This is a genomic window from Nonomuraea sp. NPDC003214 (genome assembly GCF_053590035.1).
Genome location: NZ_JBSFSX010000002.1, coordinates 187,170 through 208,998, shown reverse-complemented (window position 1 = coordinate 208,998; position 21,829 = coordinate 187,170). Strand labels below are relative to the sequence as shown.

The 21,829-nt window shown below is 71.9% G+C and carries 24 protein-coding genes and 3 tRNA genes; 9 read left to right on the top strand and 18 right to left on the bottom strand.

What is annotated here, in order from left to right:
• Positions 1 to 114: 114 nt before the first annotated feature.
• The 3 genes from thiD to ACWDXC_RS05905 form a co-directional block, all read right to left on the bottom strand.
• The gene (thiD, locus tag ACWDXC_RS05915) at positions 115 to 927 is read right to left on the bottom strand and encodes a bifunctional hydroxymethylpyrimidine kinase/phosphomethylpyrimidine kinase (RefSeq protein WP_357586928.1); all 813 of its coding nucleotides are present in this window, start codon (positions 925 to 927) and stop codon (positions 115 to 117) included.
• 8 nt (positions 928 to 935) lie between these two features.
• Positions 936 to 2,645: a hypothetical protein gene (locus ACWDXC_RS05910; protein WP_449978501.1), complete on the bottom strand. Its 1,710-nt coding sequence runs from the start codon at positions 2,643 to 2,645 to the stop codon at positions 936 to 938.
• Positions 2,646 to 2,771: 126 nt separating this feature from the next.
• On the bottom strand, positions 2,772 to 3,737 hold the full coding sequence (locus tag ACWDXC_RS05905; protein WP_449979799.1) for a thiamine-phosphate kinase: 966 nt from the start codon (positions 3,735 to 3,737) through the stop codon (positions 2,772 to 2,774).
• A gap of 68 nt (positions 3,738 to 3,805) precedes the next feature.
• On the opposite strand from ACWDXC_RS05905, the gene ACWDXC_RS05900 reads away from it, so the two are divergent.
• Both ACWDXC_RS05900 and ACWDXC_RS05895 read left to right on the top strand, forming a co-directional pair.
• Positions 3,806 to 4,039 carry an Lrp/AsnC family transcriptional regulator gene (locus ACWDXC_RS05900; RefSeq protein WP_449978498.1) on the top strand — a complete coding sequence of 78 codons (234 nt, stop codon included), beginning with the start codon at positions 3,806 to 3,808 and terminating at the stop codon, positions 4,037 to 4,039.
• Positions 4,040 to 4,052: 13 nt separating this feature from the next.
• On the top strand, positions 4,053 to 4,484 hold the full coding sequence (locus tag ACWDXC_RS05895) for a DUF3515 family protein (RefSeq protein ID WP_219507022.1): 432 nt from the start codon (positions 4,053 to 4,055) through the stop codon (positions 4,482 to 4,484).
• Here ACWDXC_RS05895 and ACWDXC_RS05890 read toward each other — a convergent pair.
• The 3 genes from ACWDXC_RS05890 to ACWDXC_RS05880 all read right to left on the bottom strand — a co-directional run bounded on the left by ACWDXC_RS05890 (position 4,467) and on the right by ACWDXC_RS05880 (position 7,351).
• A complete protein-coding gene (locus ACWDXC_RS05890) occupies positions 4,467 to 5,564 on the bottom strand; it encodes a D-alanine--D-alanine ligase family protein (RefSeq protein ID WP_219507024.1) in 1,098 nt (365 codons plus the stop codon). The two genes, ACWDXC_RS05895 and ACWDXC_RS05890, sit on opposite strands and share 18 nt — an antisense overlap.
• A 61-nt stretch (positions 5,565 to 5,625) precedes the next feature.
• Complete coding sequence (locus ACWDXC_RS05885; RefSeq protein WP_449978493.1) at positions 5,626 to 6,636, bottom strand: NAD(P)H-dependent glycerol-3-phosphate dehydrogenase; 1,011 nt, start codon at positions 6,634 to 6,636, stop codon at positions 5,626 to 5,628.
• Positions 6,637 to 6,640: 4 nt separating this feature from the next.
• On the bottom strand, positions 6,641 to 7,351 hold the full coding sequence (locus tag ACWDXC_RS05880) for a lysophospholipid acyltransferase family protein (RefSeq protein ID WP_449978490.1): 711 nt from the start codon (positions 7,349 to 7,351) through the stop codon (positions 6,641 to 6,643).
• Between the two features lie 79 nt (positions 7,352 to 7,430).
• Here ACWDXC_RS05880 and cofC point away from each other — a divergent pair, with 79 nt between their 5' ends.
• Positions 7,431 to 8,078 carry a 2-phospho-L-lactate guanylyltransferase gene (gene cofC, locus ACWDXC_RS05875; RefSeq protein WP_449978487.1) on the top strand — a complete coding sequence of 216 codons (648 nt, stop codon included), beginning with the start codon at positions 7,431 to 7,433 and terminating at the stop codon, positions 8,076 to 8,078.
• Between the two features lie 10 nt (positions 8,079 to 8,088).
• Positions 8,089 to 8,289 (top strand): hypothetical protein, encoded by a 201-nt coding sequence (locus ACWDXC_RS05870; RefSeq protein WP_449978484.1) that lies wholly within the window; start codon positions 8,089 to 8,091, stop codon positions 8,287 to 8,289.
• Between the two features lie 51 nt (positions 8,290 to 8,340).
• Here the strand turns inward: ACWDXC_RS05870 and ACWDXC_RS05865 are convergent, their stop codons facing one another.
• From ACWDXC_RS05865 to leuC, 4 genes are all read right to left on the bottom strand, one after another.
• On the bottom strand, positions 8,341 to 8,640 hold the full coding sequence (locus ACWDXC_RS05865) for an HU family DNA-binding protein (RefSeq protein ID WP_219507033.1): 300 nt from the start codon (positions 8,638 to 8,640) through the stop codon (positions 8,341 to 8,343).
• Positions 8,641 to 8,740: 100 nt separating this feature from the next.
• Complete coding sequence (locus tag ACWDXC_RS05860) at positions 8,741 to 8,989, bottom strand: SCO5555 family protein (protein WP_375071605.1); 249 nt, start codon at positions 8,987 to 8,989, stop codon at positions 8,741 to 8,743.
• The gene (gene leuD, locus ACWDXC_RS05855; RefSeq protein WP_449978479.1) at positions 8,968 to 9,555 is read right to left on the bottom strand and encodes a 3-isopropylmalate dehydratase small subunit; all 588 of its coding nucleotides are present in this window, start codon (positions 9,553 to 9,555) and stop codon (positions 8,968 to 8,970) included. Before leuD ends, ACWDXC_RS05860 begins: the two co-directional genes overlap by 22 nt.
• An 11-nt stretch (positions 9,556 to 9,566) precedes the next feature.
• Positions 9,567 to 10,952 carry a 3-isopropylmalate dehydratase large subunit gene (gene leuC, locus ACWDXC_RS05850; RefSeq protein WP_449978476.1) on the bottom strand — a complete coding sequence of 462 codons (1,386 nt, stop codon included), beginning with the start codon at positions 10,950 to 10,952 and terminating at the stop codon, positions 9,567 to 9,569.
• Between the two features lie 66 nt (positions 10,953 to 11,018).
• Here leuC and ACWDXC_RS05845 point away from each other — a divergent pair, with 66 nt between their 5' ends.
• A complete protein-coding gene (locus ACWDXC_RS05845; RefSeq protein ID WP_049556902.1) occupies positions 11,019 to 11,735 on the top strand; it encodes an IclR family transcriptional regulator in 717 nt (238 codons plus the stop codon).
• Between the two features lie 58 nt (positions 11,736 to 11,793).
• Positions 11,794 to 13,500 carry a hypothetical protein gene (locus ACWDXC_RS05840; RefSeq protein ID WP_219517255.1) on the top strand — a complete coding sequence of 569 codons (1,707 nt, stop codon included), beginning with the start codon at positions 11,794 to 11,796 and terminating at the stop codon, positions 13,498 to 13,500.
• 112 nt (positions 13,501 to 13,612) lie between these two features.
• Here ACWDXC_RS05840 and ACWDXC_RS05835 read toward each other — a convergent pair.
• From ACWDXC_RS05835 to ACWDXC_RS05820, 4 genes are all read right to left on the bottom strand, one after another.
• Positions 13,613 to 13,685: transfer RNA gene (locus ACWDXC_RS05835), tRNA-Glu, on the bottom strand.
• A gap of 18 nt (positions 13,686 to 13,703) precedes the next feature.
• Positions 13,704 to 13,779, bottom strand: a tRNA-Glu gene (locus tag ACWDXC_RS05830).
• Positions 13,780 to 13,855: 76 nt separating this feature from the next.
• Positions 13,856 to 14,437: a hypothetical protein gene (locus tag ACWDXC_RS05825; RefSeq protein ID WP_364176079.1), complete on the bottom strand. Its 582-nt coding sequence runs from the start codon at positions 14,435 to 14,437 to the stop codon at positions 13,856 to 13,858.
• Between the two features lie 56 nt (positions 14,438 to 14,493).
• Positions 14,494 to 14,565 (bottom strand) — tRNA-Gln (locus ACWDXC_RS05820).
• Between the two features lie 154 nt (positions 14,566 to 14,719).
• On the opposite strand from ACWDXC_RS05820, the gene ACWDXC_RS05815 reads away from it, so the two are divergent.
• On the top strand, positions 14,720 to 16,687 hold the full coding sequence (locus ACWDXC_RS05815) for a M3 family metallopeptidase (protein ID WP_449978471.1): 1,968 nt from the start codon (positions 14,720 to 14,722) through the stop codon (positions 16,685 to 16,687).
• Positions 16,688 to 16,726: 39 nt separating this feature from the next.
• Here the strand turns inward: ACWDXC_RS05815 and ACWDXC_RS05810 are convergent, their stop codons facing one another.
• Entirely contained in the window at positions 16,727 to 17,287 is a 561-nt protein-coding gene (locus tag ACWDXC_RS05810; RefSeq protein WP_449978469.1) for a PadR family transcriptional regulator, read from the bottom strand.
• Between the two features lie 54 nt (positions 17,288 to 17,341).
• Between ACWDXC_RS05810 and ACWDXC_RS05805 the strand changes: the two genes are divergently transcribed.
• On the top strand, positions 17,342 to 18,535 hold the full coding sequence (locus ACWDXC_RS05805; protein WP_449978466.1) for an MATE family efflux transporter: 1,194 nt from the start codon (positions 17,342 to 17,344) through the stop codon (positions 18,533 to 18,535).
• A gap of 42 nt (positions 18,536 to 18,577) precedes the next feature.
• Here the strand turns inward: ACWDXC_RS05805 and gltX are convergent, their stop codons facing one another.
• Positions 18,578 to 19,951, bottom strand: a complete 1,374-nt coding sequence (gltX, locus tag ACWDXC_RS05800) for a glutamate--tRNA ligase (RefSeq protein ID WP_364176067.1) — start codon at positions 19,949 to 19,951, stop codon at positions 18,578 to 18,580.
• On the bottom strand, positions 19,944 to 20,720 hold the full coding sequence (locus ACWDXC_RS05795) for a fumarylacetoacetate hydrolase family protein (RefSeq protein ID WP_219517264.1): 777 nt from the start codon (positions 20,718 to 20,720) through the stop codon (positions 19,944 to 19,946). Before ACWDXC_RS05795 ends, gltX begins: the two co-directional genes overlap by 8 nt.
• A gap of 93 nt (positions 20,721 to 20,813) precedes the next feature.
• Between ACWDXC_RS05795 and ACWDXC_RS05790 the strand changes: the two genes are divergently transcribed.
• Positions 20,814 to 21,221 carry an antibiotic biosynthesis monooxygenase family protein gene (locus ACWDXC_RS05790; RefSeq protein WP_449978461.1) on the top strand — a complete coding sequence of 136 codons (408 nt, stop codon included), beginning with the start codon at positions 20,814 to 20,816 and terminating at the stop codon, positions 21,219 to 21,221.
• Positions 21,222 to 21,225: 4 nt separating this feature from the next.
• Here ACWDXC_RS05790 and ACWDXC_RS05785 read toward each other — a convergent pair whose 3' ends face one another.
• Positions 21,226 to 21,822 carry an HD domain-containing protein gene (locus tag ACWDXC_RS05785; RefSeq protein WP_449978458.1) on the bottom strand — a complete coding sequence of 199 codons (597 nt, stop codon included), beginning with the start codon at positions 21,820 to 21,822 and terminating at the stop codon, positions 21,226 to 21,228.
• Positions 21,823 to 21,829 lie beyond the last annotated feature (7 nt).

Genomic DNA, 21,829 nt, shown 5'->3' with positions numbered 1-21,829 from the left:
TGACGAAGGCCCGCCGCTCACCCGAGCGGCGGGCCTTCGTCGTGCCCACCGAGCGGCAAGGCCCGCCGAACGGCGAAGGCCGCTGGACGCCACAGGCCCGCCGTACGGGCTCGGTCATCGCTGGGTGCGCTGCTGCCAGGCGTGGTCGACCGGGCCGATGCCCGCGCCCAGGGGGAAGCCGTGGGCGATGGCGCCCGTCACGTACGCCTTGGCCTTGGCGACGGCGCCCGGCACGTCCTCGCCCAGGGCCAGGTGGGAGGCGATGGCGGAGGCGAGCGTGCAGCCGGTGCCGTGGGTGTGGCGGTTGTCGTGGCGTTCGGCGGTGAAGCGGTGCTCGGCCGCGCCGTCGGTGAGGAGGTCGACGGGCCGGCCGGGCAGGTGGCCGCCCTTGACCAGCACCCAGGTGGGCCCGAGCTCCAGGATGGCGTCGGCGGCCCGGCGCAGGTCGTCCTCGTCCTCGACCTTGACGCTGGTGAGCTGTTCCACCTCCCACAGGTTGGGGGTGACGACGGTGGCGACCGGCAGCAGGCGCGTCCTGAGCGTCTCGACGGCCTCGGGGGCGAGCAGGGAGTCGCCGTGCTTGGACACGCCGACCGGGTCGACGACGAGCGGCGCGGGGTAGCCGGCCAGCTTCTCCGCGACCAGCTCGACCAGGGCGGGCGAGGCCAGCATGCCGGTCTTGACGGCCTGGGCGCCGATGTCGCCGAGCACCGAGTCGAGCTGCGCCCGCACCGCCTCGGGAGGCAGCTCCCAGTAGCCCTGGACGCCGATGGAGTTCTGCGCGGTGACCGCGGCGATCACGCTCATGCCGTGCACGCCCTGGGCCAGCATGGTCTTCAGATCGGCCTGGATGCCCGCACCGCCGCCGGAGTCGGATCCGGCGACGGTCAGCACGCGTGGGGGAGTCGAAACCGTCATATCCCCCATCCAACCACTTAGCTGACGGAACACTCCCCGCCGACCATGCCGCAGCTACGCGGCTGGCCCGCCTTGCCGAGGGCCTTGACGGTGATCTCGCTGGAGTCGCCGGACGCGATCGTCGCCGGCAGGTCCACGATCAGCAGGTTCCCGTCCTGCGTCCAGGTGGCGCCGTCGACATCCGTGACGCGGCCCCGTACGGGCAGCGACAGCGTGAGGGCGGTCAGCGGGCCGGCGGAGGAGTTGCGGACGTTCACGGCGGCGGTGTAGCCGGTGAGGCCCTGCTTGACCACGTCGAAGTCGACCCGCACGGAGGAGCCGCCGGCCGCGAGCTGGGTGGTGGCCGTCGGGGCCGGCTGGGTGGTGCTGTCCTGCCTGGGCCGGCCGTCGGCGTCACCCAGCGGGGACGTCTCCTCGCTGGGCGTCTCGGTCGGGATCTCCTCGATGATCTCGTCGACCGGCTCCTCCACAGGCTCCTGGGCCTGCTTGGACTTGGTCTTGGTCGGCTTGGGGGTCGGCGACGGGGTGCGGCGCGGCTGGACCGGGGCGTTCGTGGCCTTCGGCGCCGGCGGGTCGGCCGCCTCGCTCTCCTTCTCCGTCGGCTCGTCCTCCACCGGCTCCTCGGCGGGGTCCGCCACGGGCTCGGTGTCCTCGGCCGGGGGCTCGGACACGGCCGGGCCCGGCTGGTTGCTCGCCTGGACGGCTGCGCAGGCGCCGCCGGGGCAGTCGGCCGCGCCGCCGGAGCTCATCAGCTTGACGCCCGCCACGGTGCCGCCGAGCACGATGGCGACGGCCGCCACGGAGAGCAGGGCCAGCTTGCCCCTGCCGCCGGACGGGGCGTCGTACGGGTCCTTGGGCGGCTTGCGGCGGCCACGGCGCGAGCTGGGCTCCGGCTCGGCGGGCTGCTCGCCGTCCGACGACCAGCCGGAGCCGAGGAAGCCGCTCTCGGCCTCGGCCCACGCGGGGGTGGGCGCGGCCATCGTCGGCTCGCCTGCCACCTTGACGTCGCCCGGCTCGGGCGGGCCTGCGGTGACGGGCGGGTCGAACCTCGCCGTACGGTCGTCAGGGAAGGGATTGAACGCGCCGGTCCGCTCCGCCGGGCCCTCGTCGAACGCCTCCCCGCCGGCGAACCCGCCGGGCCGGGCGTACGGGTTCGGGTGGTCGCCGCCCACGGGCTCGAACGACCCCGTCTGCGGCCCCTGGTCGAACGGATTGGGGACCGGGACCTGCGGGTTCAGCGGAGGGTCCGGCTCGAACGGGTTCGGCTGCTTGGCCTGGCCGAAGGGGTCCGACGGCGGGCCGAAGACGGCCGTGCTGTCGTGCGGGGCCGGGTCGAAGACGCTGGGCCGGGACGGCGGCTGCGCGGCGGCCTCGGGGACGTCGTCCCAGGAGGCCGGGCGGGCGAAGGCGCCCGTGACCTCGAAGGGCTGGTCAGCCGGCGGGACCGGGCGTCCGGGCTCCGGCCGGGGCGACGCGGCGAAGGCGCCGGTGACCTCGAACGGGTCGGACTGCGGCACGGCTGAGGACGGGGCGTCGTCCCGCTGGGGCATGGGTGACCACTGGCCCGTCACCTCGACCTGGTCGGGCAGTGACGGCCAGCCTGGCTCGGACGGCTTGCCCTCCGAGCCCCAGAAGGACTCGGGCTGCTCGTCGTGCGAACCCCAGAAGGCGCTGGTTTCCCCCCGTTCGTCCCCATCTTCGGATCCACCGGTGCCGTGGCGGCCCATGACAGCCCTCTCTGCCGGTTACAGTTGGCCGCCAATCTTCATAACACCTTTACTACGCCTTTGTCCCAACATTCCCCGCAGTCACGCCGGAAATCCGGAAAATACTACGCAAATCGGGCTAGTTGGTCACCTAAAGTGATCCCATCCGCCGGGCCCGGTCTCACGCCCCGTGACCCCGACGCCCTCCCCCTCGACCACCCGCCCCACGACCTGCCAGGAGGCGGGAAGCCGCACGTCAGGAGGGAACGTGGCGGCCAGGGCGTGGTCCTCGCCGCCGGTGAGCACCCAGTCGAGCGGATCGGCGCCCAGCTCCTTGGCCGCCGCGGCCACCGGCTCCGCCACCGGGAGCGCCCCCGGGTCCAGCTCGACGCGCACCCCGCTGGCCACGGCCACGTGGCCCAGGTCCTGCAGCAGCCCGTCGCTCACGTCCAGCATGGCGCTCGCGCCCAGCCGAGCCGCCTCCGGCCCGCACGCGTAGGGCGGGCTGGGCCGCCGGTGACCGGCCACCACGTCGCCCCAGCGCGGCTCCCGTTCGGCCTGCTCGCCGCCGGTGGCGCGGCCCGCCTCCAGCAGGGCCAGCCCGGCCGCCGAATAGCCCAGGCGCCCCGCCACGGCCACCACGTGCCCGGGCCGGGCGGCGGCGCGGGTCACCGGCGCGCGACCCTGGAGGTCGCCCAGCGCCGTCACCCCGATGACGACCAGGTCGCAGCGGGTGACGTCGCCCCCGGCCACACTGGCCCCCACCAGGGCGCACTCCTCGCGGAAGCCGTCGGTGAGGCCGTCGAGCCAGGTGAGGGGCAGGTCGGCGGGCATCCCGAGCCCGACCACGATGGAGGTGGGCACCGCGCCCATGGCGGCCACGTCGGCCAGGTTCTGGGCCGCGGCCTTGCGGCCGACGTCGTAGCCGCTGGACCAATGGCGGCGGAAGTGCCTACCCTCGATCAGCAGATCCGTAGAGACCACGACGCGCCCGTCCGGCGCGCCGACCATCGCGGCGTCGTCGCCCGGCCCCAGCAGCACCGCGGCGCCCTGAGGCAGGCGCGCGGCGATGCGGGCCACAACTCCGAACTCGCCGAGTTCACCGACTGTGATGACGCACCTCCTGACGCTCACAGGGTACGGTGGCCCTTCGGCGTGATCCAATCGCCTGGGAGGACGTAATGGTGCAGGCCTACATCCTTATTCAGACCGAGGTCGGCAAGGCGGCGGCGGTGGCCCACGAGATCTCCGGCATCACCGGGGTGACTCAGGCGGAAGACGTGACGGGCCCCTACGACGTGATCGTGCGCGCCGAGGCTCGCAACGTCGACGAGCTGGGCAAGCTCGTCGTGGCCCAAGTTCAGGCCGTGGAGGGCATCACGCGTACCCTTACGTGTCCGATCGTCCATATCTGAGGTAGATCTTTCCATGCGTACGGCCCCCGTCCTGCTTGTCCTGCTCGCACTGGCCGGATGCGGTGGCGCCGTCCAGGTCGAACCGCCCAAGCCCGAGGGTGAGGCGGTGGCGGCCTGCGACCGGCTGGCCGGCCTGCTGCCCGCCAAGATCGGGGCCGACGGGCGCACGGAGTCCACGCCCGCCTCCCCGTACGTCGCGGTGTGGGGGCCGGGCACGGTCGCGCTGCGCTGCGGCGTGCCCAGGCCGGCCAGGATGGCGCCCACCGACCAGCTCCAGGAGATCAACGGGGTGGGCTGGTTCGCCGATCCCGAACGGCCCACCCTGTTCACCGCCGTCGCCGCCCCGCTCTACGTGGAGGTCACGGTCGGCGGCTCGCACGTGGCCCCCGAGGTGCTCGCCGAGCTGTCGGGCCCGATCGGCCAGGTGTCAGCGCAGCCCCGGTGACCGGTTGAGCGCGAGCTGCACGAGCCGGTCGACCAGCGCCGGGTAGGGCAGCCCGGAGGCGGCCCAGAGCTGCGGCGCCACCGACAGCGCGGTGAAGCCCGGCATGGTGTTGATCTCGTTGAGCACCAGCCGCCCGTCGGGCGTGTAGAAGAAGTCCACCCGCGCCAGCCCCTCGCACTCCAGCGCCTCGAACGCGCGCACCGCCATCGCGCGCAGCTCCTCGGCCGCCTCGGCCGGGATGTCGGCGGGCACGGTGAGCGACATCTGGTCGGGGTAGTACTTGGCCTCGAAGTCGAAGAACTCCTGGCCGCCCTCGACCCTGACCTCGCCGGGCGCCGACGCGGCGGGCGGGTCGTCGCCGAGCGACTCCAGCACCGCGCACTCGACCTCGCGCCCGGTCATGGCCTCCTCGATGAGGACCTTGGGATCGTGCTGCCTGGCGAACTCCACGGCCCGCTCCAGCTCGGCCCGGTCATGCGCCTTGGAGATGCCCTGCGAGGACCCGGCCCTGGCCGGCTTGACGAACACCGGCCAGCCGAGCTGCTCCTCGGCCTCCTTCACCACCCGGTCGCGGTCGAGCCGCCAGTCACGGTCGCGGACCACCACGTAGCGGCCGATCGGCAGCCCGGCGGCGGCCAGGACCGTCTTCATGTAGCCCTTGTCCATGCCGACCGCGCTGGCCAGCACGCCGGAGCCGACGTAGCGGACCCCGGCCATCTCCAGCAGCCCCTGGATGGTGCCGTCCTCGGCGAACGGCCCGTGCATGACGGGGAACACCACGTCGACCGAGCCCAGCTCGACCGGGATGCTGCCCGGGTCGTAGGCCACGAGGGAGCTGCCGCCCGAGGGCAGCGCGAGCGCCGCGCCGGTGGTCTCGACGGCGGGCAGCTCGCCTTCCTCGATCTGGAAGCGCTGATCGGCCGAGGCCAGCACCCACCTGCCGTCCTGGGCGATCCCGATGGGGATCACCTCGTACTTGCTCCTGTCGATCGCCTCCAGCACGCTGCCCGCCCCCATCAGGGACACGGCATGCTCGGAATTGCGACCTCCGAAAACGACGGCGACGCGTGGCTTGCTCATGAGGTCCGAATCTACCGGCGCGCTCCGCCCACAGCGAGTCAAGCACGCGTGTTTCGGGACATCAGACGCCGTAACGCTCGGGTTTGGGTGAGCGCGACATGAGCAGCATCCCCGCCTCCGCAGGCGACATGCCGTCGTGGACGACGCCGACGACGACTTCGGTGATCGGCATCTCCACGTCGTGTTTCCTGGCCAGCTCCAGCACCGACTCGCAGGACTTGACGCCCTCGGCGGTCTGCCGGGTGGCGGCGACGACCTCCTCCAGCGTCATGCCGCGCCCCAGGTTCTCGCCGAAGGTGCGGTTGCGTGACAGCGACGAGGTGCAGGTGGCGACCAGGTCTCCCATGCCGGCCAGCCCGGCGAACGTGTGCGGGTCGGCGCCGAGCGCGGCGCCGAGGCGGGAGATCTCGGCCAGGCCCCGGGTCATCAGCAGCGCGCCCACGTTGTCGCCCATGCCCATGCCCGCGGCCACGCCGACGGCCAGCGCGATCACGTTCTTGACGGCGCCGCCGAGCTCCACGCCCACCACGTCGGTGTTGGTGTAGGGGCGGAACCACGGCGGCAGGTGGCACGCCTTCTGCAGCCGGTCGGCGACGCCCTCGTCGGCGCAGGCGACCACGGCGGCAGCGGGCTGGCGCTGGGCGATCTCCTTGGCCAGGTTGGGCCCGGAGACGACCGCCACCCGCTCCGGCGGCACCCCGGCGACCTCGCGGATCACCTCGCTCATCCGCTTGGTGGTGCCGAGCTCGATGCCCTTCATGAGGCTGACCAGCACCGCGTCACGCGGGATGTGCTCGCGCCAGGCGGTCAGGTTGGCCCGCAGCGTCTGCGAGGGCACGGCCAGCACCACGAAGTCGGCCCCGTCGAGCGCCTCGGCGACATCGGTGGTGGCGCGCAGCGAGGTGGGCAGCGCGACGCCGGGCAGGTAGTCGGCGTTCATGTGGGTGCGGTCGATCGCCTCGACCACCTCGGGGCGGCGCCCGTACAGGACGGTCTTGTTGCCGGCCTCGGCGAGGATCATCGCGAACGTGGTCCCCCAGGAGCCGGTGCCGAACACGGCGGCCTTGGTCATCTCGTCACCGTCCGGCGGGGTCGTAGGGAGTCTCGGGTGCCTTCTCGCCGCGCAGCTCGGCGAGCTGGGCGGTGAGCGCGGCCATGATGTCGGCCGTGGCCTCGCGCAGCACGTCGGCGTGCGGCGGCCGGCCGGCGTAGCGCGACAGGTCGACCGGGGGGCCGACCAGCACGCGGAACGTCTTGCGGGGGAAGAGCCTGGGCCGCTTCTGGCCGTAGGGCAGCAGCTCGTGGGCGCCCCAGTGGGCGATGGGGATCACCTGGACGCCGCTCTCCAGGGCCAGCCGGGCGGCGCCGGTCTTGCCCACCATCGGCCACAGGCGAGGATCGCGGGTGCAGGTGCCCTCGGGGTAGAACAGGATCGCGCCGCCGTCCCTGAGCCGCTGCTCCGACTCCCGCAGCGACCTGGCGGCGTCGGCGCTGCCCCGGTAGACGGGGATGGCGCGCAGCGAGCGCACCGCGTGGCCCAGCAGCGGCACCTTGAACAGCGCCGCCTTCGCCAGGATGATCGGCCAGCGGCCGTTGTTGTAGAGGAAGTGCGACAGCAGCACCGGATCGGCCCACGACAGGTGATTGGCCACGATGATCACGCCTCCCGTGCGCGGGAGCCGGTCGCCGCGGCGCCAGTCTTTCTTGACCAGGAGCCACGAGAGCGGTTTCACGATCACGACGGCCAGGGTTTCCCAGAAACGCGACGGTCGCGTGACGCGGCTCATGGTCTCCTCCAACACCTCTGGTATGCGCACAAGTCTCCCGGTTGGCCGCCAGGGATGTCGAGGCGCGATGCTTAAGCCTATGAGCATCCGCTGGTCGCTGGTCATTCCGGTGAAGACCCTGGTAGCGGCGAAGACCCGGCTGGCCGCCGCCACGGGCCCGCACCGCACGCGGCTGGCCGTCGCGGTCGCCTGCGACACCGTCACTGCCGCTCTCGCCTGCCCGGCGGTCGCCAGGGTAATCGTGGTGACGGCCGACCCGGCCGCCGCGGGGCCGCTGGCCGGGCTCGGCGCCGACGTGGTGCACGACCCGGACCGGGGGCTCAACACGGCGCTGCGCACCGGCGCGGCGCACGCGGTGCGGCTGGCGCCCGGCGACCCCGTCGGAGCGCTCCAGGCCGACCTGCCGGCGCTGCGCCCGGCGGAGCTGGCGATCGCGCTGGGGGCCGCCGCCGAGTTCGACCAGGCGTTCGTGCCCGACGCGCTCGACGTCGGCACCACCTTCTACGGCGTACGGCCCGGCAGGCCCTTCCGGCCCCGGTTCGGCGGCGAGTCACGGGCCAAGCACCTGGCGGGCGGGGCCAAGGAGCTGACCCCCGAGGGCATCGACTCGCTCCGGCGCGACGTCGACACGCCGGACGACCTGCGCGCCGCCATGACGCTCGGCCTGGGCGCCCACACGGCGGCGGTGGTGGCCGAGCTGTGGCCCGACGGCGGTGACCAGGTCTAGGCTGGGAAGCATGCAGGGGACGGTGCGCAGCTTCGACGAGGCCACCCGGTCCGGCTCGGTCTTCCTCGACGACGGGACCGTGCTGGCCTTCCCCGCCCGTGCCTTCGACGCCGGGCCGCTGCTGCTGTTGCGCACCGGCCAGCGGGTCAACTTCACGGTGTCCGGCGGCGAGATCAGCTACATCACGCTGTCGACCTTCCCGCTGCCGTGAAAAGGCCCGGACCCCCGCAAGGGGAGCCCGGGCCTTTCGCCGCTGTGGTGCCTACTTCTTCTTTGCGGCCTTCTTGCCGCCCTCGTTCACCAGATCCTTGAAGTCCGAACCGGGGCGGAACTTGGGCGCCCAGCTCTCCGCCACCTTGATCTCGGCGCCGGTCGAAGGGTTCCTGGCCGTCCTGGCCGGCTTGTGCACCATCTCGAAGGCGCCGAAGCCCGTGATCGAGACCTTGTCGCCGTTGGCCACTGCCTTCTGGACGGCGTCGATGACCGCGTTGACGGCCTCTGTCGCCGTCTTCCTGTCGCCGACGCGATCCGCGATGGCGTCGACGAGTTCCCGCTTGTTCATGAAAGTTTCTGCTCCCCCAGTTACGGCTCGGGGTTCCAGCTCACGAGTCTGACGTAGAAACCCCTTACGCGCTCGAAAGTAGGCGGGATCGGGGGGGAACTCAATCACCCGGCGTGTTTTCGTCCTCGCGTGGCGTGTCGGCGGCCTCGTCGAGAACGGCCAGGAAGTTGTCCAGGCGGGCGGCCGCGCGGCCGGGATCGAGCTTGGCCTGGTCGCAGATGGACAGGTAGTGGCGCGCCAGCCGCTCGCGGTCGGCGCGGTCGGTCAGGGGCAGCATGCGGACGCGGCGGTGCGCTTCGCGCAACCGCCGCGCCAGCTCGTCGTCGTCTAGACGGTGGTCGGCAGCCATGGCTGCCGACCATTCTCGTACGTGGCGATGTCGTCGGCGTGACGCAGGGTCAGCCCGATGTCGTCCAGGCCCTCCATGAGCCGCCAGCGGGTGTAGTCGTCGATCTCGAAGGCGACGGTCTCGCCGGCCCAGCGGACCTGGCGCTCGGCCAGGTCGACGGTCACCTGGAGGCCCGGGTCGGCCTCGACGGCGTCCTGCAGCGCCTCGACCTTGTCGCCCGGGAGCACGACCGGCAGCAGCCCCATCTTGGTGGAGTTGTTGCGGAAGATGTCGCCGAACCGGGCGGCGATCACGACGCGGAACCCGTACTGCTGGAGCGCCCACACGGCGTGCTCGCGCGAGGAGCCGGTGCCGAAGTCGGGGCCGGAGACCAGGACGGACGCGCCCGAGTAGGCGGGGTCGTTGAGGACGAAGGCCGGGTCCTCGCGCCAGGCGGCGAACAGGCCCTTCTCGAACCCGGTGCGGCTGACCTGCTTGAGCCAGACGGCCGGGATGATCTGGTCGGTGTCGACGTTGCTGCGGCGCAGCGGCACCGCCGTACCGGTGTGGGTGGTGAAGGCTTCCATCGGTGGGTCTCCTAGAGGTCGGCGGGGGCGGTCAGGCGGCCGGTGACGGCGGTCGCGGCGGCGACCTGCGGCGACACCAGATGGGTGCGGCCACCCTTGCCCTGGCGGCCCTCGAAGTTGCGGTTGGAGGTGGAGGCGCTGCGCTCGCCCGGCTGGAGGGTGTCGGGGTTCATGCCAAGGCACATGGAGCAGCCGGCCTCGCGCCACTCGGCGCCGGCGGCCTTGAACACCTCGTGCAGGCCCTCCTCCTCGGCCTGGCGCTTGACCAGCATCGAGCCGGGGACGATGAGCGTGCGCGTCCGGACCTGGCGGCCGCGCAGGATCTCGGCGGCCGAGCGCAGGTCCTCGATGCGGCCGTTGGTGCACGAGCCGACGAAGACGGTGTCGACCTCGATGTCGCGCAGCGGGGTGCCGGCGGTCAGGCCCATGTATTCGAGGGCGCGCTCGGCGGCCGAGCGGGCGACCGGGTCGGCGAAGCTCTCCGGGGCGGGGACGCTGCCGCTCAGCGGCAGGCCCTGGCCGGGGTTCGTGCCCCAGGTGACGTACGGCGTCAGCGTCGAGGCGTCGATCTCGACGACCTTGTCGAAGACGGCGTCGTCGTCGCTCCTGAGCGTCTTCCAGTAGGCGACGGCCTGGTCCCACGCCTCGCCCGACGGCGCGTGCGGGCGGCCCTCGAGGTAGGCGAACGTGGTCTCGTCGGGCGCGATCAGGCCGGCCCTGGCGCCCGCCTCGATGGACATGTTGCACACCGTCATGCGGCCCTCCATGGAGAGCTTGCGCACGGCCTCGCCGCGGTACTCGACGATGTAGCCCTGGCCGCCGCCGGTGCCGATCTTGGCGATGATGGCCAGGATCAGGTCCTTGGCGGTGACGCCGACGGGCAGCTCGCCGGAGACCTCGATGGCCATCGTCTTGGGCCGGTAGGCGGGCAGCGTCTGGGTGGCCAGCACGTGCTCGACCTCGGAGGTGCCGATGCCGAACGCGATGCCGCCGAACGCGCCGTGGGTGGAGGTGTGGGAGTCGCCGCACACGATCGTCATGCCGGGCTGCGTCAGGCCGAACTGCGGGCCGATGATGTGGACCACGCCCTGGCCGGCGTCGCCCATCGGGTGGAGCCGCAGGCCGAACTCGGCGGCGTTCTTGCGCAGGGTCTCGACCTGCGTCTTGGACACCGGGTCGGAGATCGGGCCGAGGACGGTCGGCACGTTGTGGTCCTCGGTGGCGATGGTGAGATCGGGCCTTCGCACGGTCCGGCCGGCGAGACGGAGACCGTCGAACGCCTGCGGGCTGGTCACCTCGTGGATGAGGTGCAGGTCGATGTAGAGCAGGTCGGGCTCGCCGTCGGCGCGGCGCACGACGTGCTGCTCCCAGACCTTCTCGGCCAGTGTGCGGCCCATGGGATCTCCTCCTTGAGACAGACCTCCGACTTGCCTTCTCATATGTCGAGACGGCAGTATCGGTGTATGGACAACTCTAGCGGAGTCGGAGTACTGGACAAGGCCGTTCTGGTGCTCAACGCCCTCGAAGCCGGACCGGCGTCACTGGCGCAGCTCGTCCAGGCCACCGGCCTGGCCCGCCCCACGGCCCACCGGCTGGCCGTCGCCCTTGAGCACCACCGCATCGTGACCCGTGACACGCAGGGCAGGTTCGTGCTCGGCCCCAGGCTTTCGGAGTTGTCCACGGCCGCCGGCGAGGACCGCCTGCTCGCGGTCGCCGCGCCCGTGCTCATGCAGCTGAGGGACCTGACCGGCGAGAGCGCGCAACTCTACCGGCGGCAGGGCGACGAGCGGGTGTGCGTGGCCGCCGCCGAGCGCTCCAGCGGCCTGCGCGACACCGTGCCCGTCGGCTCGGCGCTGCCGATGACCGCCGGGTCGGCGGCCCAGATCCTGCTGGCCTGGGAGGAGCCCGATCGGCTGCACCGGGGGCTGCGCGGCGCCAAGTTCACCGCCGCCACCCTCGCCTCCGTGCGGCGCCGGGGGTGGGCCCACAGCGTGGGAGAGCGCGAGCAGGGTGTGGCGAGCGTCTCAGCCGCCATAAGGGGCAGCGGCGGCAAGGTGATCGCGGCGGTCAGCGTGTCGGGTCCCATCGAGCGCCTGACCCGCGCCCCGGGGCGGCTGCACGCGGTGCCGGTGATGGCCGCGGCCGAGCGCATCACGGAGGCCATGCGACGCACGTCATGATCCGCCAAAGCCGGTATTTAGGGAGCCGAGTGCGTCGCTGGCGCACTAGCCTGAGTGCGTGACAGATCGCATCGAGGTAGCCGCCACTGAGCTGCGACCCCTGCTCGAAGAGTTCATCTTGTGGGCACGGACCAACGCGCCCGACAGCGACCCCGAGCTCGTGGGGCCCGCCGCACTGTGGCACCGTCTCGCCTTCTCGCAGGACCTCGGCACGTGGAAGCGCGCCGACCTGCGCAACCTGCTGCTCGATCGCATGCCGAAGGTCGTCGACGACCCCGACGCGGCCGCCGACGGCATGCTCCCCGCCGTCGACGCCTACCTGACCTTCCTGTCGAGCACCGGCAGGCTGGCCAAGGGCTCCGACAGCCTCGCCGATCTGCAGGCCGAGCTCGACGACGTGGAGGACGACTTCGTCGAGCTGATGGAAGACCTGATCGAGGACGTCGAGGACGAGGACGAGACGGGCGACCTCGGCGACTTCGAGCCCTTCGCCGACGATCTGGCCGACCTGCCCACGATCAGGCTGCGGCCCGACGCCGAGCTGGCCGCCGCCGCGCGCGCGGTGCCGCTCATCGCCAAGGCCCGTGACCTGGCCCTGTGGGTCGGCTCCGGCCGCCGCGTCGGCGAGGACACGCTGCTGTCCGACGCCGAGGTCGAGGAGGCGCTGGCCGCCGTCGGCCTGCCCAGGCCGGAGACCGAGGGCGCGCTCGCCGAGGCCGTGCCCGACCTGTGGAACCTGTGGAACCTCGCCGTCGACCTGGAGTTCCTGGAGCCGGGCGAGGGCAACACGGTGGCCGTGCAGGACGACACCGCCGAGTGGCCGTTCGACGACGACGAGGACGTGCTCGACGCCTGGATGCTCGGCCTCCACTCCGTCGACTACGGCGACCCCGAGCTGGCCGACGAGGACCTCACCATGGCCCTGGCCGGCCTCACCCGGGGCCTGCTGGTCAGGCTGCTGCTCGCGGGCGGCTCACGCGATCTGGCCGGGCTGCGGCGCGAGCTGGCCGAGGCCGCCGCCGAGATCGACGAGCTGGGCGCCCAGGCGTGGCACGAGGCGGGCGACCCGCTCGCCCCCGCGCTCACCTGGCTGGCCGGCTACGGCATGACGGAGGTCTCCGGCGACACCGTCAGCCTCACGCCGCTCGGCACCGAGGGCGTCGTCCACCTGCTCGACGACTCCGACATCGAGATCGACGCCCGGCCCGCCATCGAGTCGATGAGCGCGCACGAGCTGCTGGTCCTCAGCGCCGAGCTGCCCGAGGAGGAGGCCGACGCGGAGTTCGCCGCCTGGATGCGGCTGCGCGAGCCCGCCAAGGCCGCCGAGGAGCTGCTGGAGGCCGCCGCCAAGGACGGCGACGACGCGCTCATCCGGGTGCAGGCGGCCAGCGTCGTCGGCACGCTCGGCGAGGCCGCCGTGCCCGCCTGGCAGGCCGCGCTCGACGAGGTGTCGCTGCGCCCCTACGCGGCCACGCACCTGAGCCAGCTCGGCGTGGAGGGCGCCCCCGAGCCCACCCCTGACGACACCAACTGGCTGATCCTCGACATGTGGACCATCTCGGCCGGGCTGGGGCGGCAGGAGTTCGTGGGCAGCCTGCGCGACATCGGGCCGGAGCTGCTCAACAACCTGCTGGACGTGGTGTGGAAGATCCCGCACGCGCACGTGGAGGAGCTGCTGGACCTGATCTCCCAGGTGCATCCGGACAAGCAGATCGCCAAGGCGGCCCGGCGGGCGCTGTTCAAGGCCCGCTCCGCCGCGCAGTAGTCCGCCGCACAGTAGGAAGCGCGCCTCCCGCACCGGGGGGCGCGCTTTCGCGTCTCATTGCGTAAAACGAAAAGACCCGGCGCCAGATGGGCCGGGTCTTCAGGTGAAGGCGTAGTCCCGACCGGATTCGAACCGGCGCTACCGCCTTGAGAGGGCGGCGTCCTGGGCCACTAGACGACGGGACCTTCATGAGCTTGTGACAGTGGTAGTCCCGACCGGATTCGAACCGGCGCTACCGCCTTGAGAGGGCGGCGTCCTGGGCCACTAGACGACGGGACCCTGTCCACAAGCTGGTGCCGGGCCTCCCCGGCAACGGACGTAACTCTACCGCACGGCGAGGAGCACAACCAAACCGCTATCGGGCCATCAGATCGGGCCTGCGCTGTCGTACCAGCTCACCCATCGGCCCGCGCTCCCACAGCGGGTCGATCGCGCCGAGCGGGATGCCGAGCCACTGCAGCCCGGACTCGGGGTGGACGGGCACCCGGGCCAGGTGGTCGCGCATCCAGCCGGGGACGCGGCCCGGCAGCACCCGCGAGCCCCAGCCGACGAGGCCGATCGTGCGCATCTCCCCGGCGCGCACCCGGACGCCGCCGGGACGGCCGATCACCCTGCGGCCGGCCATCGGGCTCTCCACCACGTCGACGCGCTCGATGTCGGCCCACGCCAGCCGCAGGCGGAAGCCGTACGAGTCGGACAGCTCGACGCCCTGCGGCGAGAAGCGCACCACGGTGCCGTCGACCATCCGCCGGTATTTGACCGCGAGCACGCCGACGAGCGCGGCCGTGGCCGCGGCGGCGACGAGGACGCCGAGGAGCGTGCTCCGGGTGAGGATCGCGCCCAGCGCCAGGCAGACCGGGAAGAAGAGCGCGAGCGGCATCAGGAAGGGGGCGGCGAACGCGTAGAAGGAACCGCGACGCATGCGGAACTCGGTCATGCAAACAAGAAAGCGGATGTTTCTGATCGAAACATCCGCACTGTCACTGCACTGTGCTGGGGTACCAGGACTCGAACCTAGACTAACTGAACCAGAATCAGTCGTGCTGCCAATTACACCATACCCCACCGCGGCGGACCCCCTGCGGGGCGCGCTCGGCGATGTCCGAAAGAATAGCCCAGCTCGGGGGGTAAGACCAAAACGAATACGCGGCGGGGTCCGGCACCGGCCGTGACGTGCCAAGCTGATGGGGACAAATCACCACGTGGAGGAGCCTCAGCGTTGGCCGAGAACCCGTTCTTCGCCCCAAGCACCCTGCCCTATCAGCTGCCGCCCTTCGCGGAGATCCGGGAGGAGCACTACCTGCCCGCGTTCGAGCGGGGGATGGCCGAGCAGCTGGCCGAGGTGGCGGCCATCGCGTCCGCCGAGGAGCCGCCCACGTTCGACAACACGGTCGCCGCGCTGGAGAGGTCCGGGCGCGTCCTGAACCGGGTGGCGACGGTCTTCTACTCGATGGCGTCCTCCAACACCTCCGACGCGCTGATGGAGATCGAGAAGCGCATCTCGCCTGAGCTGGCCAGGCACAGCGACGCGATCCGCCTCGACCGGGCGCTGTGGGACCGGCTCAAGCGGGTCACGACCGACGACCCGGAGGAGGCGTGGCTGCTGGAGAAGTACCGCGACGACTTCGTCCGCGCCGGCGCCGACCTGTCGGAGCCGGAGCAGGAGCGGCTGCGGGCGCTCAACGAGGAGCTGTCGACGCTGTCGACGGAGTTCTCGCAGAACCTGCTCAAGGCCTCCACCGAGTCGGCCCTGGTCGTCGACGACGCCAAGGAGCTCGACGGGCTCGACGAGGCCACGATCAGGTCGCTGCGCCAGGACGGCCGTTACGTGCTGCCGCTGCTCAACTTCACCAACCAGCCCGCGCTGGCCCAGTTCACCGACCGCGACGTGCGCCGCCGCCTGTACGAGCTGAGCGTCGAGCGGGCGCCCGGCAACCGCGCGATCGCGATCCGGATGGCGAGCCTGCGCGCCGAGCGCGCCGCGCTGCTCGGCTTCCCCAGCCACGCCGCGTACGTGGTCGCCGACGAGACGGCCAAGACCGTGGAGGCCGTCGAGGAGATGCTCTCCCAGCTCGTCGGCCCGGCCGTGCGCAACGCCCGCGAGGAGGCCGAGGCGCTGGCGGAGCAGGCCGGGTTCGCGATCGAGCCGTGGGACTGGTCCTACTACGCCGAGAAGGTGCGCCGGGCCCGCTACGACCTCGACGCCGACGCCATGCGCCCCTACTTCGAGCTGGACCGCGTCTTCCGCGACGGCATCTTCCGGGCCGCCGAGCTGCTGTACGGGCTGAGCTTCGCCGACCGGCCCGACCTGCACGGCTACCACGAGGACGTGCGCGTCTTCGAGGTGTCCGACGAGGGCGGCGAGGCACTCGGCCTGTTCCTGCTGGACCCGTACGCCAGGGCCAACAAGCGCGGCGGCGCGTGGATGAACAACCTGGTCGACCAGTCGTTCCTGTTCGGCGAGAAGCCGGTCGTGATGAACAACCTGAACGTCACCAAGCCCGCCGAAGGGCCGACGCTGCTGACGTACGAGGAGGTCAACACGGCCTTCCACGAGTTCGGGCACGCGCTGCACGGGCTGTTCTCCGAGGTGCGCTACCCGAGGGTGTCGGGCACCAACGTGCCGCGTGACTTCGTCGAGTATCCGTCGCAGGTCAACGAGATGTGGGTGACCTGGCCGGAGATCCTCGAAAGCTACGCCCGCCACCACGAGACCGGCGAGCCGATGCCGGCCGAGCTGGTGGCCAAGCTGAAGGCGGCCGAGCGGTTCAACCAGGGCTTCAAGACCGTGGAGTATCTGGCCGCGACGCTGCTCGACTGGGCCTGGCACAAGCTGGCCCCGGGCGAGGAGGTGACCGACGCCGAGGCGTTCGAGGCGGCGGCGCTGGAGGCGGCCGGCATCGCGTTCCCGCTGGTGCGGCCGCGTTACCGGACCAACTACTTCGCGCACGTCTTCTCGGGCGGCTACAGCGCGGGCTACTACTCCTACATCTGGAGCGAGGTGCTCGACGCCGAGAGCGTGGAGTGGTTCAAGGAGAACGGCGGGCTCAAGCGGGCCAACGGCGACCACTTCCGGCGGGAGCTGCTGTCGAAGGGCGGCAGCGTCGACGCGCTGACCGCGTTCCGCAACTTCCGGGGCCGCGAGCCGGGCATCCGCCCGCTGCTGGAGCGCCGCGGCCTGGTGTGACCCGGCCCGGGGTCACCAGGGTCACCGGGGTCACCAGTGTCATCGCGCGGGGTCGTCGCGGGGAGTTTCGAGCTCCGCGATGGCCTCGCGCAGCCATGTCCGCTCGGCCTCGCTGGAGGCTCGGGCGACGATCAGCATGCCGCGCCGGTACGGGTCGTGCTCGTCCTTGATCCGCACCGGCGCGCCCCCCTCGTGGAAGAAGCTCGCCGGGGCCTCCAGGAACGCCAGCCTGCGCCGTAGCACCCCGGCCCGCTCGGCCCGGTCGCGCAGGGCTGACAGGAACGTCAGCAGGCCGAAGAACCGGGTCTGGTCGCTGATGTCGAGGTCGCTGGGCTCGCGCAGGCGCCTCAGCAGCTCCTCGCGGCCCGCCGGGGTGAGCGTGAGGACCTGGCGGCGGGCGGCGTGCGTGCCGGCCTCCTCGTGCCGCTCGACGAGGCCCTTGGACTCCAGCCGGGCGATCGCCGGATAGAGGGCGCCGTCGCTGACCGGGCGCAGGTGGCCGGTCAGCGCGGCGATCCTGGCCTTGAGCTCGTAGCCGTGCATGGGGCGCTCGCCGAGGAACCCCAGGATGGACAGGGTCAGGTCACCGCCGCTTGCCATGGGATGCATCGTAACGCTATACCTCTAATCGAGATATTACGATTCGAGGTATGCGTGTTCAGGCTGGCGACGCCCATCTACGTGGAACTGCTCACGGCCGTCGTGGCGGTGGGGCTCATCGACCTGCTCTGGGTGTCCGGGCTCGGCGAGGACGCCATCGCCACGGTGACCATCGCCACGACCGCCGAGACCCTGGCCTACGGGATCTTCCTGGCCGTGCCGACGGGCGTGACCGTGCTCGTCGGGCGGCGCGACGGGCACGCCCCGCTGGCGCCCGTCGTCAGGACCGGGTGGGTGCTGTGGGCGGGACTCTCCGTGCCCATCACGGCAGCCGGGCTCTGGCTGGCGGGCGGGGAGGCGTACTTCCTCCTCGCCTTCGCCGGATGGCCCGTCTACTTCGCCCAGACGGTCGTGGACGGGGTGCTCAAGGGCCGGGGCGACACCAGGCGGCCGATGCGCCACGCGCTGCTGTGCAACGCGCTGGTCGTCGCGCTGGACCCGCTGTTCATCCACGGGCTCGGCCTCGGCGTCGAGGGCGCCGCCCTGGCAACCGTGCTCGCCCGCGCCATCACCCTGGCGGCCTCCTTCCCCGCCCTGCGCAGCCCTGAAGCGAGCACGAAAGCGAGCACGGAAGCGAGCACGGAGCCCGGGGCTGGGTTGCTCGTGGGGGCGGTGGTGCGCACCGGGCTTCCCATGTCCGGGGACTTCCTGGCGCGGGCGCTCGTGGGCATGGTGCTCGTCGACCTCGTCGCCGGCTTCGGCACCGCCGAGCTGGCCGGGTACGGGGTCGGGCAGAAGGTGATGCTGGCCGGGGTGATGGCGTTCTACGCGCTCCGCCAGGCCACGATGATCCGCACCGCCCGGGGCGAGCACACCGGGTCGCCCCTGCTCGCCGGGCTGGCCACGGGCGCCGTGGTGGCGGCGGTGCTCAACGTGGCCGCCGAGCCGGTCGCCGCGCTGTTCGCCGCCGACCCGGGGCCCGCCGTGGGATTCCTGCGCTGGATGACGCTCTATCTGGTGCCGTTCGGCGGGCTGATCGCCGTGGGCGGCGTGCTGCAGGCCACCGGGAGAGGCGGCCGGCTGCTCGCCGCCACCCTGGCGGGCTTCGCCGTCCAGCTGCCCCTCGCGTACGCGCTGAGCGTCTGGCTGGGCGTCACCGGGGTGTGGCTGTCGATGGCCGCCGGCGCGACCCTCAGCCTCACCGCCGCCGTACTCCCCCGCACCACGCGGGCGGGCGGACCGCGGTGACCGGCCCGAGGGGCCCCGGCCGGTGGCCGGGGCGGCGGCGGGTCAGCCGTCGAGGCGGCTGAGGGCGGCGCGGAGGCGTTCCTGGGAGCGCTCGCGGCCGAGGACCTCGATGGACTCGAACAGCGGCAGCCCCACCGTGCGGCCGGTGACGGCGACGCGGACCGGAGCCTGGGCCTTGCCGAGCTTGAGGCCGTGGGCGGCGCCGACCTCCTCCAGCGCGACCTTGAGCGACTCGGGGTCCCAGCTCACGGTGTCGAGCCGCTCCAGGTAGCCGGAGAGGATCTCGCGCGGCGAGTTCTTCATCGCCTTGTCCCAGGACGCCTGGTCGAAGACCGGCTCCGGCAGGAAGAGGAAGTCGACGTTCTGCCGGATCTCCGACAGCACGCCGATGCGGGTCTGGGCGAGCGCGGCGACCTTGCTGAACCGCTCGCGGTCCCAGGACGGGTCGAGGTAGGGCAGGCACCGCTCCTCGAACGTCTCGATGGGCAGCGCCCGGATGTACTCGCCGTTGAAGGCGCGCAGCTTCTTCTCGTCGAAGAAGGCGCTGGAGGAGTTGACGTCCTCCAGCCGGAACAGCGGCACCATCTCCGACCAGGGCATGATCTCGCGGTCGTCGCCGGGCCCCCAGCCGAGCAGCATGAGGTAGTTGACCATCGCCTCGGCCAGGTAGCCCTCGGCGCGGTAGTCCTCCAGGGCGACCTTGTCGCGGCGCTTGGACAGCTTCTTGCGCTGCTCGTTGACGATCACCGGCAGGTGGGCCCACACGGGCGGGACCGCGCCGAGCGCCGGCCACAGGAGCTGCTGCTTGGCGGCGTTGCCCAGGTGCTCCTCGCCGCGCACGACGTGGGTGATGCCCTGGGTGATGTCGTCGACCGCGTTGGCGAGCACGTACAGAGGCGAGCCGTCGGTGCGGGCGATGACGAAGTCTTCCTGGGCGTCGTTGGGGAACTCGACCCGGCCCCGGACCAGGTCCTCGACGACGGTGACGCCCTCGTCGGGCGTGCGGAAGCGAACGGCGCCCTCGGTGAGGCCGCGCTCGCGGCAGTGGCCGTCGTAGCCCTTGTGCTCGGAGCCGGTGCGGGCGACGAGCTGCTCGCGGGTGCAGTCGCAGTGGTAGGCGCCGCCGCCGGCCAGGAGCTTGGCGACGGCCTCGCGGTGCTGCGGCTCGTAGGCCGACTGGAAGTACGGGCCTTCGAAGACGGGGTTGGTGCCGTTGATGCCGATCCAGTCGAGGGCGGAGATGATGCCCTCGGTCCACTCCGGCCGGTTCCTCGTGGCGTCGGTGTCCTCGATGCGCAGCACGAAGCGGCCGCCCGTCTGCTCGGCCAGCGCCCAGTTGAACAGCGCCGTGCGGGCGCCGCCGACGTGGAACATGCCGGTTGGGGACGGGGCGAAGCGCACCCGTAGATCAGTCACGAGAGACCACCTTGTTCGTCAGAGTGCCGATGCCTTCGATCCCGACGCTGACCTCGTCGCCGATCTCCAGCGGGCCGACTCCGGCCGGGGTGCCGGTCAGGATCACGTCGCCGGGGATCAGCGTCATGACCGCGCTGACGTAGGCGACGAGGGCGGGGATGTCATGGATGAGCTGGCTGGTGCGGCCGCTCTGCCGCATCTCGCCGTTGACCGTCGTGGTCAGCGCCAGGTCGGCGGGGTCCAGGTCGGTCTGGATCCACGGGCCGATCGGGCAGAACGTGTCAAACCCCTTGGCCCGGGTGAACTGCACGTCCTTCTTCTGCAGGTCGCGCGCGGTGACGTCGTTGGCGCAGGTGTAGCCGAAGATGACGTCCTTGACGCGCTCGGCGGGCACCTCGCGGCACAGCCGGCCGATGACCACGGCGAGCTCGCCTTCGAAGTCGACGCGGTGCGAGAGCGTGGTCGGGTAGGCGATCGCCTCGCCGTGGCCGATCACGGAGGTGGACGGCTTCATGAAGATGAGCGGCTCGTCGGGCACCTCGTTGCCCATCTCCCGGGCGTGCTCGGCGTAGTTGCGGCCGATGGCGACGACCTTGCTCGGCAGCATCGGGGCGAGCAGCCGCACCTGGGAGAGCGGGAAGCGTTCGCCGGTGAACTGGACCTGGCCGAACGGGTGACCGGAGATCGCGGAGACGAACTCCTCGCCCGGACCGCCTTCGACCACGCCGAACGAGACGCCTTCACCTGTGGAGAACCTCGCTATACGCACCTGACAAGGCTATCGCCGCCACCGGTGCGGGTCCGCCCGGTACCGGGGCGGGGCGTGGTTTGCTTGGTGGACCAACTTTGCCGAGGAGCTGACATGCCTTCCGTCGTGAAGATCAACGTGCTGACCGTGCCCGCCGAGATGCGGGAGCAGCTGGAGCAGCGGTTCGCCAACCGGGCCGGGATGGTCGAGTCGGCCGATGGGTTCGAGTGGTTCGAGCTGCTGCGGCCGGTCGACGGCACCGACCAGTATCTGGTCTACACCCGCTGGCGCAGCGAGGAGGACTTCCAGCGCTGGCAGGAGAGCCAGGCGTTCCAGCGCGGCCATGCCCAGGCCAGGGCCGAGGCCGAGGGTCAGGGCCCTGCCCAGGGTCAGGGACCCGGCCAGGGCCACGGGCACGGTCAGGGACCCGGCCAGGGCCACGGGCACGGTCAGGGGCCGGCCGCGTCGGGGTCGCAGCTGTGGTCGTTCGAGGTCGTCCAGAGCGCCACCCCCAAGTCCTGAAATTTCACCTGTCGAGCGGGTTCGCGGCGATGCGCTGGGCGATGCCCGCCCGCACGAACCCGCCCGCGAAACTGTCCGGCTTGCGCGCCCCCTGGTCCGCGATGCAGGCGGCGAACTCCCCGGCGATCTCCAGCCTCGGGTAGCGCCGCAGCACCTCCTGCCGCACGCCGCCGGGGATCCGGTCGGTGTTCCTGCCGGAGATGTCCATGCCGGTCGACAGCTCCAGCAGGTGCCCCTCCGGGTCCTGCTCGACCGACACCTCGGCCCACATGTGCCGGACGATCACCTCGGCCGCCCGCTGCCTGCGCTCCTCCGGCCAGCCGGCGCCGGCGCAGAACGCCCAGGCCACGTGCCCGCCCGCCTCCTCGTACGGCACGGTGTGGCTGTCGAACTCGGCGGCGAGCCCGATGTCGTGCAGCATCGCCGACACCCACAGCAGCTCGGCGTCGAACGCGATGCCGTGCTCCGGCGCGTACGCGGCGGCCCACAGGTAGGCCCGGATCGAATGGTTGAGCAGCGACGGCGTGTGGTAGCGGGTGGCCACCTCCAGCGCGGCGCGGCAGACGGACGTGTCGGGGATCACCAGGTCGTCGTATCGCATGGCAGAA

What these genes read in the sequence shown, in the direction of transcription:
- thiD (WP_357586928.1), bottom strand. Translation starts at nt 927, where the DNA reads ATGGGGGATATGACGGTTTCGACTCCCCCACGCGTGCTGACCGTCGCC.
- ACWDXC_RS05910 (WP_449978501.1), bottom strand. Translation starts at nt 2,645, where the DNA reads ATGGGCCGCCACGGCACCGGTGGATCCGAAGATGGGGACGAACGGGGG.
- ACWDXC_RS05900 (WP_449978498.1), top strand. Translation starts at nt 3,806, where the DNA reads ATGGTGCAGGCCTACATCCTTATTCAGACCGAGGTCGGCAAGGCGGCG.
- ACWDXC_RS05895 (WP_219507022.1), top strand. Translation starts at nt 4,053, where the DNA reads ATGCGTACGGCCCCCGTCCTGCTTGTCCTGCTCGCACTGGCCGGATGC.
- ACWDXC_RS05890 (WP_219507024.1), bottom strand. Translation starts at nt 5,564, where the DNA reads ATGAGCAAGCCACGCGTCGCCGTCGTTTTCGGAGGTCGCAATTCCGAG.
- ACWDXC_RS05885 (WP_449978493.1), bottom strand. Translation starts at nt 6,636, where the DNA reads ATGACCAAGGCCGCCGTGTTCGGCACCGGCTCCTGGGGGACCACGTTC.
- ACWDXC_RS05880 (WP_449978490.1), bottom strand. Translation starts at nt 7,351, where the DNA reads ATGAGCCGCGTCACGCGACCGTCGCGTTTCTGGGAAACCCTGGCCGTC.
- cofC (WP_449978487.1), top strand. Translation starts at nt 7,431, where the DNA reads ATGAGCATCCGCTGGTCGCTGGTCATTCCGGTGAAGACCCTGGTAGCG.
- ACWDXC_RS05870 (WP_449978484.1), top strand. Translation starts at nt 8,089, where the DNA reads ATGCAGGGGACGGTGCGCAGCTTCGACGAGGCCACCCGGTCCGGCTCG.
- ACWDXC_RS05865 (WP_219507033.1), bottom strand. Translation starts at nt 8,640, where the DNA reads ATGAACAAGCGGGAACTCGTCGACGCCATCGCGGATCGCGTCGGCGAC.
- ACWDXC_RS05860 (WP_375071605.1), bottom strand. Translation starts at nt 8,989, where the DNA reads ATGGCTGCCGACCACCGTCTAGACGACGACGAGCTGGCGCGGCGGTTG.
- leuD (WP_449978479.1), bottom strand. Translation starts at nt 9,555, where the DNA reads ATGGAAGCCTTCACCACCCACACCGGTACGGCGGTGCCGCTGCGCCGC.
- leuC (WP_449978476.1), bottom strand. Translation starts at nt 10,952, where the DNA reads ATGGGCCGCACACTGGCCGAGAAGGTCTGGGAGCAGCACGTCGTGCGC.
- ACWDXC_RS05845 (WP_049556902.1), top strand. Translation starts at nt 11,019, where the DNA reads ATGGACAACTCTAGCGGAGTCGGAGTACTGGACAAGGCCGTTCTGGTG.
- ACWDXC_RS05825 (WP_364176079.1), bottom strand. Translation starts at nt 14,437, where the DNA reads ATGACCGAGTTCCGCATGCGTCGCGGTTCCTTCTACGCGTTCGCCGCC.
- ACWDXC_RS05810 (WP_449978469.1), bottom strand. Translation starts at nt 17,287, where the DNA reads ATGGCAAGCGGCGGTGACCTGACCCTGTCCATCCTGGGGTTCCTCGGC.
- ACWDXC_RS05790 (WP_449978461.1), top strand. Translation starts at nt 20,814, where the DNA reads ATGCCTTCCGTCGTGAAGATCAACGTGCTGACCGTGCCCGCCGAGATG.
- ACWDXC_RS05785 (WP_449978458.1), bottom strand. Translation starts at nt 21,822, where the DNA reads ATGCGATACGACGACCTGGTGATCCCCGACACGTCCGTCTGCCGCGCC.